A 14,704-nucleotide genomic window follows, 5' to 3' on the forward strand; every position below is an offset into this window, starting at 1 on the left:
CTTGCCTTATTTAATTACTCGACAGACTTTGTGACTACTGAAATTTAATTCATGTCTGACTTATTCAATCTCAAAGACTACGAAACCTTTCTGACTAACCTGAAAGTTCGCATCCGCAGTGCTCAAATTCGTGCTGCTCTCGCCGTCAACCGAGAACTAGTGCTGCTTTATTGGCAGATTGGTCGAGACATTTTAACTCGTCAGCAGCAGCAAGGTTGGGGCGCAAAAGTCATTCAAACCCTTTCAAAAGATTTAAAGCACGAGTTTCCGGAAATGAAGGGTTTTTCCCGCTCTAATCTGCTTTATATGCGAGCGTTTGCTCAAGCATTCCCTGATGAGGCAATTGTCCAAGCGGTGCTTGGACAAATTACTTGGTATCACAACATAGCGTTACTAGACAAACTCAAATCTAATGAGGAGCGACTATGGTACGCGAGACAAACAGTTGAGCATGGTTGGAGCCGCAATGTATTGGTGCATCAAGTTGAAAGCGATCTATATCGTCGAATGGGAGGAGCGATTACTAATTTCGATCGCGCTCTACCTCCCCCTCAATCTGATTTGGCAACCCAACTACTCAAAGATCCCTATCATTTAGATTTTCTTGACGTTACTTCGTCTGTTCAGGAGCGAGATCTTGAACGGGCACTCGTTGAACGCATTCGGGAATTCTTGCTGGAGTTGGGAGTTGGATTTGCCTTTGTGGGAAGCCAGTATCACCTAGAAGTCGATGGGGATGACTACTATATTGATCTCTTATTTTATCATCTGAAACTGCGTTGTTATGTGGTGATCGACCTCAAAGTTACCGAATTTCAGCCAGAGTTCTCCGGAAAAATGAACTTCTACATTTCCGCCGTAGATGACTTATTGAGACATCCAGAAGATCGCTCGACGATCGGGATTATTCTGTGCAAGGGTAAGAAGAAAACAGCTGTCGAGTACGCTTTAAGGGATGTCAATCGTCCTATTGGTGTTTCAACTTATCAGTTAAAAGACTCATTACCCAAATCACTTAAGGAAAACCTACCGACTGTGGAGCAACTTGCAATGGAACTAAACACGGTAGTTGCAGAAGTTGTTGAAACCAAGGAAAGCGAATCTGAAGAAACATCACTATTAGACTAACTGTGATGGGGCTGTTCTTCTATTCTCGAAATGAGCAAGCAAATGCTCAAATGCTTGCACTTCCTTGATAATGATTTAAACAAGTTTATGCTACGCTCGGTCTCAGCTTATGAGGATTGATTTGAAATTGAATGCTAGGTGTCTTCCTTTTACCGGGCAGTTCTTGGGCACCAAGAATATAACCTTCTTGCTGCAACTCCTCAACTGTGCGCCAGAAAATCTGATTATTCCTTGAAGAGTTGCTCCCTAATAAATCAAGATTCTTGAACAAATACTGTTTAGAAATTGTTAAATACTGTCCGTCTTGGGGAGAATCCCATTTGAGCCGACTTGCAAGGTAGATTAATAGTTTGGTTCTGTAGTCGTTTTTGGTGTTACTGCCAAGTTTTTGAGTGACATCTACATCTCCAGCAAACAAAACGTAATCCCCAGCACGACTAGAACCTTCAAAAAATTCTAAAGATACTGTATACGAGTCAGCTAATTCATAAGTATAATCAGCAGCTTTTGCCAAATCAAAGTCGCGTGAGAGATTTTCTATCTTGTAGCTTTTAATTCGCAGAATACTCTTGATGATTACCTCTGCCCCAATTTTATTTCCTTCCCTCAGGGACTTGGCTAGGACTAATTCGACTCGGTGCAGCGCTACTAGGTCGCGGTTTAACTGCGATCGCACCTTGGCATGGAAACTGCCCCCTTTGGTACGTGAGTAGCCCAAGTTCTCTAGCAAGTTATTTGAGCGAAAAGTAACTACCGGACCATTATTTTGCTCATCTGCCAGTTTATAGAGATACAGTACAATTCCAACTTGGCGAGGGTTAAGAAAAGTCAGCAGAGCCATGAATAGGCGCTGAATCTTGCGATCCTGTATCTTTTCAAGTCCTTTAGCAATTCCCTGAGCGGCTAGAGTTTCAAGGTCAAGGCTGTCGTACTGTTGCTTTAATTCTTCCCACTCATCAGTCGTCAAATCTTCAAGTGGAACACGCCGTATGACTGCGACTTCACCAGCATCATTTGTATCAGCTTCAACTCGCATCTCCAGATAGTACCCATCACCATCTGAACGTAAAATCGGTAAGCGTACATCTGGATTGTTGATGGATGCTCCAGCTCTGGGCAACACCATCAGTAGCTGACCATCCACCGGAAAAGTTAAGTCTCTTTCAATTGAAGCCATGCAGTTATGGGGATAGGCGATAGATGAATTCTACTAGATGTGTCGAAATATGATCTTACCTACTCCACTAATAGACATTTCTACGCAAATAGTTCTATCACTCCCGCGTATGTTTTTACATTCAAGTTCTATCACTCCCGCGTATAAATCCTTCTATCACTCCCGCGTATAAGAGTCTTCTTTTCTATCACTTCCATATATGAATGCTTCTATCACTCCCGCGTATGTCTTAAAAATAGTTTTACGGCGAAACCTACCACCCAAAGATGTTAGACATTTTGTTCTATCACTCCGGCGTATGAATTATTTTGCCGCTTGAAAGAAGATTCAAGTTTTGTTCTATCACTCCCGCGTATGAATTGCTCTATCACTCCGGCGTAAAACGGCTCTATCACTCCGGCGTAAAGCAATCAGATCGGGAGTTTCAGCGTGTTTTACAGTAAGATTTTGGGTGTTTAATGTACATTAATTGGAGTTTAGTTCTTTTGTTCTAAACAAAAAAAGTTTATGGTTCACCCTCAGAGGTCTACACATCATGATGAACTGGCTTATCAAAAGCCAATGCTTAAAGACGTTCTACTCAAAGAACCTACTTGTGCCAACCTACAGTAATTAGAAAACCGGGACAGAGCCTCGCCAAAGTCTCAATTATCCCGGCTTCCCGAACTTTAACTAAAGGAACAGCCATTCCTTTAGTTTGGTTTTTGTCTGCTTGCATGATAGCAGTCTCAATGATCTGTCATACAAAAAAATTGCCAGGATTTAGTAATCCTTGGTGAATTTTTTTGCTAAAAAGCAGGAAAACTTTGTATCACAATTTTTGGGTTGCCAGATATTGTATTGAACTTTTACTCGTATCAGCAGAGGTTGTCTGAACTGGTTCCATTAGTTAATTGGAGCCAAAATGACTATTTTTCAATCAACAACTCAGTTTCGATACGTTCAAGAGTGGGAAGACAAATTTCTCGCACTCTTTCCGCATCGCTATGACTATATCTACGCCAAACATCCAGAACCCAGGCAAACACCCGATTGGAAGACCGAAAGCCGTCATCCCCTGTCAGATCGCATTCTGTGTCAAGGCTGCTCCCTCTTCGGAGTACGCTTTGGCAAAACAACCAACTACTGCATCCTCGACATTGATGCAGGCAGTATCTATCATCCCCAGCGAGATCGCTTTGCCGTCTCCCGTATCCTCACTGCCCTTGAACCCTTAGGACTCGTCAATGCTGTCACCTGCACCAGTTCCTACAGTGGTGGCTTGCATCTCTACTTCCCCTTTCAGGTCACTCAAAACACTTGGGAACTCGCACTCGTCGTGACGACGCTATTAGAAAATGCCGGATTTCGTCTCACAGGCGGACAACTGGAGCTATTTCCCAATCCCAGACCCTATGCGATTAAAGGCAGCCTCAGTCTGTTCAATGCCCACCGACTGCCGCTACAAGCAGGCTCCTATTTGCTCGACAACGACTTCCAACCCATCCGCAGTGACCCGCACACCTTCGTCGAACACTGGCAGTTTGCTCAGAAACGTAACACCGTTGAACGCAAAACATTGAAACGACTGCTCAAACAATTTCAGCGCAAACACTATCGGATCTCAGGTAAAGCCGAGAAGTTCGTTAACGACCTGAATGCTGAGATTGAATTGGGTTGGACAGGCGCTGGACAAACCAATCGGTTACTCGGTCGCATCGCGATGCGTGCCTATATCTTCCATCACGTCCTCTGTGGGGGAGAACGATTAACAGGGCAAGCACTGATTGATGAAATTGTCGCCACTGCTCAATCATTACCCGGCTACGAAGAGTGGTGTCAGCATCAACATGAAATTGAACAGCGAGCCGAAGACTGGGCAAGATCCGTCGAGGGTAACCGCTACTTTCACTATGGGGATAGAAATGGCAAATGTAAATCAAAACCTGAAGTCAGTCAGCCAGAACCACTCAGTTGGAATCAACGTCAATCGCTGGCGGCGCGAGAGCGAATTCGACAGGCGATCGCGGACTTACTCAATAAAAACACCTTACCCAGTGGTGCCACCGCTCGATGGAAAGCACTGACTCACTACGGCGTTGGCGGTGAATCGCTCTATAACCACCGGGACTTATGGCATCCCAACTATTTGTCGCTAGAAGTAAGTGAGCCTGTGGAAATCCCCCCAGACCCCCCAGCTTCATACACGGATGCCCAGTTAGATTGCGTTGAGGACGCATCTAACTGGCACAATCCTACAAGCTTATTGTTAGAAAACGACGGTAATACAGTACAGGATAAGGATTTGAGCGATCATCTAGCTCCAACATTACCCTCGACAGGCAGTAATGCTCAGATCGATCAATCTTCTAACAATTCTGAGCAGGTTCCAGGTTGGTTAAAGAGGAGTGATCACGACGTTCAACCGCCTCTATTTGACCTACAAACTTGGTTTGATGTGGGTCAAGCAGCTTCTCAATCTGCTCATCAACAGGTAAATCAGATCCGCCAGCAAGCAAAGCAGGCAGCACCGATTGCTCGAATGCAGCAGTATTTAGAATCGGGTGATCCGATTTTGATGGCGGAGGCGGTGGCGTGGGCTGAAATCAATCCGGGGGTGTTGCAGGTAGAACGCTTGAATCTACCGTTATTTGCGGCTTTGGAGTTAGATGACTCGGCGCGTGATCTGTCTGGGGTGCTAGCGGCTATATCGGTGCATATTCAGCGATTGAAATTGACACGAGAGCAGGTAGGCGATCTCTTGAGACACCTGTTTGGCAAATGTAGTCAGGCATTTTTGGATGATATGGAGTTGGCGCAATGGAATCTCTGGTTGCAGGAGCAATCCGACTCCAAAAGGCATGAACTGGGAACATCAGATAGATAAAACAAATCGCGATATCATCACTTGATGTTAAGGAACATAACAAAATCATGGGTGGCACTACCATTCCATCAATGAGGCGTAGAATCAAAGCAAAATCAAAGCTCTAGGGAATTAGCCGTGGCGACTTCACCTTCCTATCTACAAGCTTTATCTCAAGATGAGGGGGTCGCGCTGGTCATGTCGTTGCAACGGTGAAGGAGCATTGAGCTATTTTAGAACGCAGAGCGACTGCACGGATGCTATTCAGATAGTTTGCTTGTACCATAAGACTACTGCTGTGGTGCGCTGATGGTCAACCTACTGTTAATCGAAAGTCCGGGTAAATCCAAGAAGCTGAGTCAAATTCTCGGTAGTGGTTGGATCGTGAGAGCCAGTATGGGTCATGTGCGAGAACTGGCTAATGACGGTGAAGATTCGTTGGGCTTTGACCTGCTCGACCAGCGCATTGAGTGTCGCTATGAGCCGAGAGATGCCAGAGGCAAGAAGGTGCTGGCAGACCTAAGACAAGCGGTGAAGCAAGCGGATGCGGTCTACATTGCGACTGACCCTGATCGCGAAGGCGAAACGATTGGCTGGCATTTACAACAGGAATTGCGACTCAAAAATCCGCACCGGGTGGTGTACAGCGAGATTACGCCCCAAGTCGTTAGAGCCGCGATCGCCCATCCCCGTACTCTTGATCAATCCCTGATTGCCGCCGGACGGGCGCGAGATTGTCTTGATAAGCTGGTGGGCTATAAGGGCAGCAAGCATGTGGTCTGGCGGCTCAACATTGGCGCGAAGTCCATGGGGCGGGTGCAGAGTGCCACGCTGCATCTGCTCTGTACACGTGAAAAAGAAATTCAAGCGTTCAAATCCCAGGACTACTGGAGCATTTGGGTAGAGTATGAACAAGGGTTCAAAGCGTTTTATCGTGCCAAACTGAATGCAACTCCTGGGACAAACTCGGCAGCCGTAACCGAGCAACCGGATGATGCAGCGGAGGGCAAGGAAAGCCAGGAATCTGATAAAGTGACCCATCAGGCAGAGGCAGATCGATTGGTGGCGATCGCTCGTTCTACGCCGCATCAAGTCGTCACAGTTGAAGGTAAAGTCGCACATCAATCGCCTCCTCCTCCCTTCATCACCTCATCATTGCAACAGGCAGCAGGCGCGAAACTGCGCTTCAGTCCTGATAAAACGATGAAGGTGGCACAGGCGCTCTATGAAGCGGGTCACATTACCTACATGCGAACGGATTCAGTAACTTTAGCCGAGCCATTTTGTGCAGCCGTACGGCAATATCTAGAGCAGCATGATCCAACCAATGTGCCCAGCAAAACGACGCGACATCGAGCCGTGAAAGGGGCGCAGGAAGCGCACGAAGCGATTCGTCCCACGAATGTGAATCAATTGCCTGCCCAACTGCAAGCGAGTGCAGATGAGACAAAGCTGTATGAGTTGATTTGGAATCGAGCCGTGGCTTCTCAGTGTTGCCCTGTCCGATTGCGGAAAACGCGAGTGGTGACCCAATCAGGTTCGGTGCAGTGGGAAGCAACCGGACAGGTAGTGGAGTTTCCCGGTTATACCCGCTATTGGAACAACTTGAGTGCTGATACCCAATTGCCCGTGTTACAACATGGACAGCCGTTGACGCTAAAGCAGGCAGACTCAGAAAAGAAGCAGACTCAACCCCCACCGCGCTATACGGAACCAAAGCTGGTGCAGTTGATGGAACGCAAGGGCATTGGGCGGCCGAGTACCTATGCGCCCACAATCAAGACGCTGAAGGAGCGCGAGTATGTGCAGGTCGAGAAGGGGAAACTGCAACCCACATCGTTGGGACTGGCGTTGGATGGAGCCTTAGAGAAGTTGCTGCCGGAGTTGATTCAGCCAGAGTTTACGGCACAAATGGAGACAGCACTGGACGCGATCGCCCAGGGAAAGCAGGATTGGCAGGGATACCTGACCGATTGGCACCGCACCTATTTTGCACCTGCGTTGGAGAAGGCGGGTCAACTGTTGAAATCAAATGCGATTCAAAGCGGGAACTCTACGGTTACGCGATGTGATAAACCAGCCGCTGCGCGAACGCCAAGCTCAACCCAGTCAAAGCCACAGGCAACAGTGACGAAAACCGCCTGTCCCAAGTGTGGGGAGGCGATGAGCAAAGTTCCCTCCAAATCCAAGAAGCTGAAGGCAAATCATTTTCTCAAGTGTGGAGCGGCAGGCTGTGGAGCAGTCATGTTCTGGAATCCCCAGGGAAAACGGTATGAGGTGCCCTATGCTCAGCGTATTCCTGACCCAGAGGCGTTTACGGATGTGCCCTGTCCAGTTTGTGGCGCGTTGTTGGAACGCTATCGCTACACAAAGGAGGGAAAGGAAAAGGTGATGTTGCGATGTTCGCTGCTAGAGAATCGACGCGGAAAATGTAAGGAAGTGGCGTACTTTGAAGGACACGATGGCTTTTGGTCGCCCAAGTTTGGCACATTGAAGATTGAGAGTTTGGTGAAGTAAAATGGGCGGTCTTTCTAGGATTATTTGATTGAAGGAGCCACGATGAAACTTGCTGACTTACCACAGGCGGTTCTAGATGATCTCTGTCAAGAAGATCAGTGGCGATTAGATATTGATCCAGGATTTGACAGCAAACACGAGTTTTGGATGGCGTGGCACCACTTCCTCAGAATCCCTGATGAGTCTTATTACCCGCGTACAGAAGACAGTCTGGCAGATTTCATCACTGTCGAGGAATATGACTTATTGCTTCCGGTGGAGCGATCTCATCATGCAGCGATTCATCCTATTCGCCTGATTGCCAGTGCCGAACAGCAAACCCTAACTCTATTTCTCCAGGACTCTTACCATCAGGATTGGTTCACGCGACCGACCGATGCCCGATATGGATTTATTGCAATTGCTGACCGCTATCAGAAGTTTGACTGCGATTTTTACATTGCCAGTTATTACCATTTTGCTTACCTCATCGGGAAAGACTACGAAAAAGCCGTGGAGATTCTCTTCCAGAAACTAGACAACCTTTGAAGAATGGATGAATTAACGCGCGATCGCCCACGCAGGAAAGCTACACTCTTAACCCATTACAGATGAACAATGATCATCTTGGTTTTCATGAACTAATCGAGATCGCCCCAAGCAGCTATCTTATAATACGTTTGTCCTGAGTAATCAGAGAACGCGAGTTGAATGAGCAACGCCAACAACCAGGAACTCATCAGGCTCCTCCCGTGGAGTCCCTACAAGGCGTGGTCGAACGGCTCACCTACCACTCGGAAGAATCGGGCTACACCGTCGCTCGTCTGAAAGCACCCCGCACCAGCGAACTCATTACCATTACAGGCAACTTCGCCACCATCCAGGCAGGACAAACCCTGCAACTGCAAGGCATCTGGAAAGACCATCCCAAGTTTGGTGCCCAGTTTCAGGTGACGCAGTATCGGGAAACCAAACCCGCCACGATCACAGGGATTGAGAAGTACTTGGGCAGCGGCTTGATCAAAGGCGTAGGATATGTCACTGCGAAGCGCATCGTTGCTCACTTTGGGCTGGAAACGCTGGACATCATTGAGAACCAGATTGAGCGCCTAGTGGAGGTTCCCGGTATCGCCCACAAGCGGGTGAAGCTGATTCAAACCGCCTGGGTGACGCAAAAAGCAATCAAGGACGTGATGCTGTTTTTGCAAAGTCACGGCGTTTCTACCACCTACGCGGTCAAGATCTATAAGCAGTATGGGGATGAGTCGATCGCCACTGTCACCCATAATCCCTATCAACTGGCAACCGATGTCTACGGCATTGGGTTTGTTACCGCAGACGCGATCGCTCGAAATCTTGGTATTGCTCCCAGTTCTCAGTTTCGCTACCGCGCGGGCATTCTGCATATGTTGGGGGAAGCCTCTGAAGATGGGCACTGCTTCTTACCCCACGACGAATTGATTGGGCAAGTGGTGAAGCGATTGGACATTGAGGATCACCATCCCAATCCTGACTCTGTAGAGTTTTTGATTCACTTGATGGTGCAAGAGCGGGAGTTGGTCAAAACTGAAACGCCGATCGCGGGACTGGAACAATTTGGCTACTATGCGCCACCCTTTTTTGCAGCCGAATACAAGCTAGCCGAACGATTGCAACAGCTTTTGAGGCAGCCGCTCAAGGTCGATGTGAACCGTGTCCAACAGTGGATTGAGCGGTTTATTGAAAAAACGGGAACGCCGCTTTCGGAGCAACAGCGCCATGCAGTCGAGATGGCAGCGAGTCAACGAGTGCTAATCCTCACAGGCGGACCCGGTTGTGGCAAGACGTTTACTACCCGGACGATCGTGGCATTGTGGAAGGCAATGGGGAAGTCGATTGCCCTTGCTTCTCCCACTGGACGGGCAGCCCAACGGTTGAGCGAGATGACGGGGCAAGAGGCAAAAACAGTGCATCGACTGCTGGAGTTTGACCCCAAAACGATGAAGTTTAAGCGCGATGTAGGCCATCCCATCCCGGCTGAGGCGATCGTGGTGGATGAAGCTTCGATGCTGGATCTGTTTCTGGCGAACTCGCTGATGAAAGCCGTTTCCCCCGATGCCCAACTGTTACTGGTGGGGGACACCGATCAACTGCCCAGTGTGGGACCGGGATCGGTGTTGCAAGATTTGATTACCTCTGAACAAGTTCCGGTGGTGCGGTTAACTCAGGTATTCCGACAGGCACAAGCTAGCCAGATCGTTCGCAATGCTCACCGGATTAATGAGGGACAGTTTCCACAATTAGAGCCAGTCTCTAACGCTCCTCAGTCAGATTGCCTGTGGCTGGGTGCCTCAGAGCCAGAACACGGAGTCCAGGCAATTCGAGAGCTGATGGGCGACTTGATTCCCCAACAGGGCTTTGATCCAGCCAGCGATGTGCAGGTGCTGTGTCCCATGACACGGGGAGAGGTGGGCACTCGTAACCTCAATATGGTGTTGCAACAGCTAATCAATCCACCCAGCCCTAACAAATCTGAGATTATTCGGGCAGGAATGAGGCTGCGGGTGGGCGATCGCGTGATGCAAAAGGTGAATGACTACAACCGGGAAGTGTTCAATGGCGACTTGGGCATGATTGCAGCGGTGGATGTGGAAGAACAGGAGGTGGTGGTGCAGTTTGGAGAGCGATCCGTGAGTTACGACTATGCCGATCTGAACGAAATCACGCTGGCGTGGGCAGTGACAATCCACAAGAGCCAGGGCAGCGAATATCCGGTAGTGATTCTGCCCATCTACATGCAGCACTATCTGATGCTGTCGCGTAATCTAATTTATACCGGGTTAACCCGTGCCAAAAAGCTAGCAATTGTAGTGGGTCCGCAGAAGGCGATCGCCCTTGCAGTCAAGCAGGTCAAGGATCGTCAACGCTACACGCTGCTGGATCAACGTCTACGAGTAAAATAAATTGTAAAAGATGGTGTGAGATTATTCGGTTTGAGTGCCCAGTTGATTGAGCTTAATGATCAGGGAGGGTGAGACGACTGCCCGCCTTGCCGCGATCGCCATCGGCACACCCCAACGCGCCTGTCGTAGAAAGTTTCGCACTTTGCCAAAGAGCAGATCATCAGCTTTGACAAACTTGCGATTAATCGCCACCTGAATACCTGCCTCCACACAATCCAAGTCGATCACCTGATGGGTTAAAGCAGCACGATTTGTGGATGCCAATAATGGTTGAGTCACATCGTAGATCGGAGTGCGGTTGGACAGTTGAATGACGCTGTAGTCTGGTTTGCCGTTTGCCGCAACAACATTGAACACATAGGTCTGTTGAGCATTTGTCTTGACGATCAGATTTGTCACAGAGGTTATTGTTGCACCTGAAAATCGGAGCGGTTGAATTTGCCGGAGGTAGATTGTGCTGGCAGTGCCTTGTTCAAGCGGTACATCCGTGTTGTAAACCAGTCGTGAAGGGTCTGCCAGCACAATACTCGTAATCCGCTGGTTTAACAGCGAAAAGTCGATCGCTGTAATCCGCCCAGCCCACACTTTTACTGTCAACTTTGGAGTACGCGGCGAAACCTGGATGATGTCACTGGTTGTAGCTGGAAGTGCCTGAGCCACCGATTGAATCGACAGAGCAGATGGTAGATTGACTGGACTGATCGGCAACGTTCCAATCGTAAGTACTGCTGCTAATGAATGAAATTTCATGCTTTTCTCCTATCCGCTAACGCTGAATTTCAAAGAAGGTGTTGAACACCACGGAGACAGATTGCCCTTGCTTCACGACCATCAACTTGGGACGAGAGTATTGCTCATCTGTGATGGTGTCAGCCCGCTTTCGCAGCCGATCGGCTGTCACACCAAAAAAGCCTTCCAGGGATGCACCGAAAATGTTGGGCTTCCGGCGCTTGCGGCTAAAGGTTTGCCCATTGCTAAAGGGTGCATCGAAGCTGGAAAAGCTTTCTTCATCCGGTTGGTTAAGCAATTCTCCAACTTTGCCGAGGGCAGTTAATCCACCCACTAGCAAGTCCTGTCCAGCCACGATGCCAGACCCATTTTCAAATGACTGAGCAATCAGCGGTTGGTTGTTGGCACCTCGAATTAGCAAACTATTCGCAGGAAGTTGCTGTTCTTGGGTGTTTCCAGCCCAGTCTTTGTAGACGACCGCGACGGCACTTTGATCGACTCGACTGGTGGACTTCTCAACAGTATTCACCTCTGTAACCAGCAAAGTGCCTTTGGGTAAAGCAACCCGCCCATCCGTGGCAAAAACATCTTCGGTTAGTTCAACAGTAAAGCGTCCTAACCCTTGCCCAGTTTCCTGAGATGCCATCATTGGCACAACCACTTTTGCCGGAACTGTTGTCCCAATCGCCACACGCATCGGTTCATGATCAAGCGATCGTTCATTCAGAATCCGCTGCTCTGTATCATTACTAGTGGACGCGATCAAGCGTCTGGAAGCAAGCCGGATGGGGTTGTTTAGTCCAGGGAGATCAAGAATTTTATTAGTTGTGAAATCGACAGTTGGCTGCTGCGTTGAGTCATTTTGGGAATCAAATCCAACTCGCACGGTGGGAATCACATCTGGCGCTGTCGCTGCTGCCACAATTTGCTGAGTCGTAGCAGCAGAGGGGATTGTGTTGTCAGGATTCGTAGCTTGAACAGACTCCTCTAAATTATTGGCTTGTTGCTGTCCAAGTTGAGCCAGTTGATTCCAACGAGCGAAGGGATCAACCTCGTTCATCCTGGCAGCAGGGATTACTCGTGACGCAACTAGTGCAGGACGCTCTCGGTATGGACTAGAGCGTTGAATCACACGAGGTTCTGGCGGTTCAGATCGGGTAATCCGCTGGGGCACTTCTCGCTCCTTTCGTTCCCTCGATTCCTGCCGCTTAGCAGACGTTTGCCTAGATTTCGGTATTGGCTTTTCAGCGTTCACCTGCTGTTGCTGGAACGCCAACTGGCTTTTAAGTTCCGCCGAATTATCAGGATTCAAAGTCGGGACGGGCGTAGGAGCCGTGGCAACTTCTGGTAGTTTTTTGGAGGTCGGTGCCAACAATCCAAACCAGATGCCAATGCCCGCCAGTAACAGCAATCCAATGGGCAAAGTCACAGCCGCGATGCGAGGCAGCGGCGACTCATGCACCGGGCGCGTGTCTCCGCCTTCATTTTCCTGTACAAGTCGATACTCCGTTTCCAAGAGTTGCTCCGGCTGCTCTGGCTGATAGCCTGCCAGTTGTGCCGCTTCATTCGGGTCGATGACCGTTGCAGATGGAATCGGCGAAGTAACCGGTGAGGCGGCTGAATTAAGGGAGGAATTATGTCCGTTTTCAGGCATGGTTTTCAGGTTCCAGTTAAGGTTGGCTAGAAGGGGTGAAAGGCTCAAGTTTGCTGATTTCCAAGCCAGCTTCACGGAGGCTATAGACTGCCTTTTCAACCTCCAGGGCATTCTTACCGAGGGGAGATTTGGGAATATCGATCGCTTCCAGAGTGAATGTGCGGTTGAAGGGAATTTCTTCTTCGCCCTGCTGACTGATGATGGTGCGGGTAGCAATCATATCCACCTGATATTTGCCCGGTGCAATGGTTCGAGGCTCAGATAGATATTTGATCAAGAGAACCGATCGCACTTCACCGCTAAACACCCCACTGGGAGTCAGTTCGGAAATTGCCTTTCTCGATTCGTCCCGAAAACTGCTAGCTTCAGACTCTTTGGCTTTGCCCTGCAACAGGTAGGAAGCGAGGTAGGCAGTCGTGGTCAGACGCTTACGACCTACTTTGTAGCCTTTATCGGGTTCAGTCGTACCGGGTAGCTTGCTCTCCCAATTCCAGGTCAGCATTGCCCAGTTTCGCGCCACATTTTTGATCACGTCCGGTGTGCGGTAGGTGCCTTCTTCCTCGGTCATCACAGAGGCACTGCCATTTACTAGTTGTACAAACGTGGTCTTCCGGGTTGCCAAACTATTCACCCGTGCCGCTAAAAACAGGAGAAGTAATGTTTGAAGCGCCACAAAAATCGTCAGTCCCAAAAAGCTCATGGGCAAGAGGTTTTTGCTTTCTGGCAGCAGGGTGGGTTGAAAGCGTCGAATTTTTTGCATAGCTTTTGTTCACAGCATCTGACGTTCCATTGTTTGCAATTGGAGCAAGGGTGACATCGGATGAACGGCAGGTTTTGCAATCGAGTTCTAATTAGATCCAGCAATTATCGAGTTCCTCATCTCGATTTCTCCCAGATGGCATAGCCAGGATGGGGAATTATCGACTATCCCTGTGACCCAATAAAGTTCTCAAATGCTTTCAGACCAGTGTTTGTAGCATCTTCCTATCCAATTGGCTACTTTATCCAGGTCTAATTTTTCAGGCTATAAAACTGGGCTGATTGGGAGATCTCAAGTGAAGTTTAGTATTTCAAGATGAAGGCTACTTCGTATTCATTCATGTTCTTCATTGAGAGTTGTTTTCTGATGTTGATGCAAAAATCTCGATTCAAGCAACCTACTTCGATGTTTGCAAAACAGAGTGCAAAACTAAATATCAGTTCGCAAGATGTACCCTGGATTGCTTCCACTGCTGCAATGGCAGGCTGGTTCTTTTATCGTCATCCAGTCTTATCCTTACCGATCGCAATCGGAGTTGCATTGACAGTGTTAGTCATGTTTTTAGACCAGCAACTGCAAGTATTGAATCGCTTCACCAAACTGAAGTTGCGTCCTTGGTACATCCTGGTTCCGTTTGCCGCGATCGCTTTCACTCTCAGCAATCTACAGCCTGCTCATGCCATTTTCTTAAGTGGGTTGGAGGAGTTCATTGCCGAGATTGCAGCCCAAAGTGCAGCAGGCGGTGAAGGGGTGCCAGATGACACGATCGCTCTGGTGTTTAACGTGATCCGCGCTATCTTTTTGTTGCTGGTGGCAGTGGCGGCACTATTTGCCTACAACCAGGCGCAACAGGGGAATGACTGGCGACCGATCGCGGGTCAGGTTGCCCTGGCGTTTGGCGTGGTGTTGGGTCTGGATGTGATTACCGCTCTGTTCGTGCAGGCAGCCTGAAGGCTAGTCGTTGTGTTTATTA

Annotated in this window: 10 protein-coding genes; 6 read left to right on the forward strand and 4 right to left on the reverse strand. The window is 48.8% G+C overall.

The window, feature by feature from the left end:
- The first annotated feature begins 51 nt into the window (after window positions 1–51).
- Entirely contained in the window at window positions 52–1,128 is a 1,077-nt protein-coding gene (locus tag AB3R30_RS07400) for a PDDEXK nuclease domain-containing protein (protein ID WP_458648521.1), read from the forward strand.
- An 85-nt stretch (window positions 1,129–1,213) separates the two neighbouring features.
- Here AB3R30_RS07400 and AB3R30_RS07405 read toward each other — a convergent pair whose 3' ends face one another.
- A complete protein-coding gene (locus tag AB3R30_RS07405) occupies window positions 1,214–2,305 on the reverse strand; it encodes a hypothetical protein (protein WP_458648522.1) in 1,092 nt (363 codons plus the stop codon).
- A 904-nt stretch (window positions 2,306–3,209) separates the two neighbouring features.
- Here AB3R30_RS07405 and AB3R30_RS07410 point away from each other — a divergent pair.
- From AB3R30_RS07410 to recD2, 4 genes are all read left to right on the forward strand, one after another.
- Window positions 3,210–5,171 carry a hypothetical protein gene (locus AB3R30_RS07410; RefSeq protein ID WP_458648523.1) on the forward strand — a complete coding sequence of 654 codons (1,962 nt, stop codon included), beginning with the start codon at window positions 3,210–3,212 and terminating at the stop codon, window positions 5,169–5,171.
- A gap of 288 nt (window positions 5,172–5,459) precedes the next feature.
- Window positions 5,460–7,667, forward strand: a complete 2,208-nt coding sequence (gene topA / locus AB3R30_RS07415; RefSeq protein ID WP_458648524.1) for a type I DNA topoisomerase — start codon at window positions 5,460–5,462, stop codon at window positions 7,665–7,667.
- Between the two features lie 42 nt (window positions 7,668–7,709).
- Window positions 7,710–8,195, forward strand: coding sequence for a hypothetical protein (locus tag AB3R30_RS07420; RefSeq protein WP_458648525.1), 486 nt, complete (start codon window positions 7,710–7,712; stop codon window positions 8,193–8,195).
- Window positions 8,196–8,353: 158 nt separating this feature from the next.
- Window positions 8,354–10,588: an SF1B family DNA helicase RecD2 gene (gene recD2, locus AB3R30_RS07425; protein ID WP_458648526.1), complete on the forward strand. Its 2,235-nt coding sequence runs from the start codon at window positions 8,354–8,356 to the stop codon at window positions 10,586–10,588.
- A 21-nt stretch (window positions 10,589–10,609) separates the two neighbouring features.
- On the opposite strand, the gene AB3R30_RS07430 is transcribed toward recD2, so the two are convergent.
- Genes AB3R30_RS07430 through AB3R30_RS07440 form a run of 3 tightly spaced genes read right to left on the reverse strand, consistent with a single transcriptional unit; the run spans window position 10,610 to window position 13,731 of the window.
- Window positions 10,610–11,338 carry a hypothetical protein gene (locus tag AB3R30_RS07430; protein WP_458648527.1) on the reverse strand — a complete coding sequence of 243 codons (729 nt, stop codon included), beginning with the start codon at window positions 11,336–11,338 and terminating at the stop codon, window positions 10,610–10,612.
- A 16-nt stretch (window positions 11,339–11,354) separates the two neighbouring features.
- The gene (locus AB3R30_RS07435) at window positions 11,355–12,971 is read right to left on the reverse strand and encodes a hypothetical protein (protein WP_458648528.1); all 1,617 of its coding nucleotides are present in this window, start codon (window positions 12,969–12,971) and stop codon (window positions 11,355–11,357) included.
- Window positions 12,972–12,987: 16 nt separating this feature from the next.
- Window positions 12,988–13,731 carry a hypothetical protein gene (locus tag AB3R30_RS07440; protein WP_458648529.1) on the reverse strand — a complete coding sequence of 248 codons (744 nt, stop codon included), beginning with the start codon at window positions 13,729–13,731 and terminating at the stop codon, window positions 12,988–12,990.
- A gap of 405 nt (window positions 13,732–14,136) precedes the next feature.
- Between AB3R30_RS07440 and AB3R30_RS07445 the strand changes: the two genes are divergently transcribed.
- The gene (locus AB3R30_RS07445; protein WP_458648530.1) at window positions 14,137–14,682 is read left to right on the forward strand and encodes a hypothetical protein; all 546 of its coding nucleotides are present in this window, start codon (window positions 14,137–14,139) and stop codon (window positions 14,680–14,682) included.
- Window positions 14,683–14,704 lie beyond the last annotated feature (22 nt).

This window comes from Sivoneniella epilithica UHCC 1019, assembly GCF_040830845.1.
Lineage (GTDB): Bacteria > Cyanobacteriota > Cyanobacteriia > Leptolyngbyales > Leptolyngbyaceae > ULC077BIN1.

Coding starts and splice junctions, on each gene's coding strand:
- AB3R30_RS07400 (WP_458648521.1), top strand. CDS start 52: ATGTCTGACTTATTCAATCTCAAAGACTACGAAACCTTTCTGACTAAC.
- AB3R30_RS07405 (WP_458648522.1), bottom strand. CDS start 2,305: ATGGCTTCAATTGAAAGAGACTTAACTTTTCCGGTGGATGGTCAGCTA.
- AB3R30_RS07410 (WP_458648523.1), top strand. CDS start 3,210: ATGACTATTTTTCAATCAACAACTCAGTTTCGATACGTTCAAGAGTGG.
- topA (WP_458648524.1), top strand. CDS start 5,460: ATGGTCAACCTACTGTTAATCGAAAGTCCGGGTAAATCCAAGAAGCTG.
- AB3R30_RS07420 (WP_458648525.1), top strand. CDS start 7,710: ATGAAACTTGCTGACTTACCACAGGCGGTTCTAGATGATCTCTGTCAA.
- AB3R30_RS07430 (WP_458648527.1), bottom strand. CDS start 11,338: ATGAAATTTCATTCATTAGCAGCAGTACTTACGATTGGAACGTTGCCG.
- AB3R30_RS07435 (WP_458648528.1), bottom strand. CDS start 12,971: ATGCCTGAAAACGGACATAATTCCTCCCTTAATTCAGCCGCCTCACCG.
- AB3R30_RS07440 (WP_458648529.1), bottom strand. CDS start 13,731: ATGCAAAAAATTCGACGCTTTCAACCCACCCTGCTGCCAGAAAGCAAA.
- AB3R30_RS07445 (WP_458648530.1), top strand. CDS start 14,137: ATGTTTGCAAAACAGAGTGCAAAACTAAATATCAGTTCGCAAGATGTA.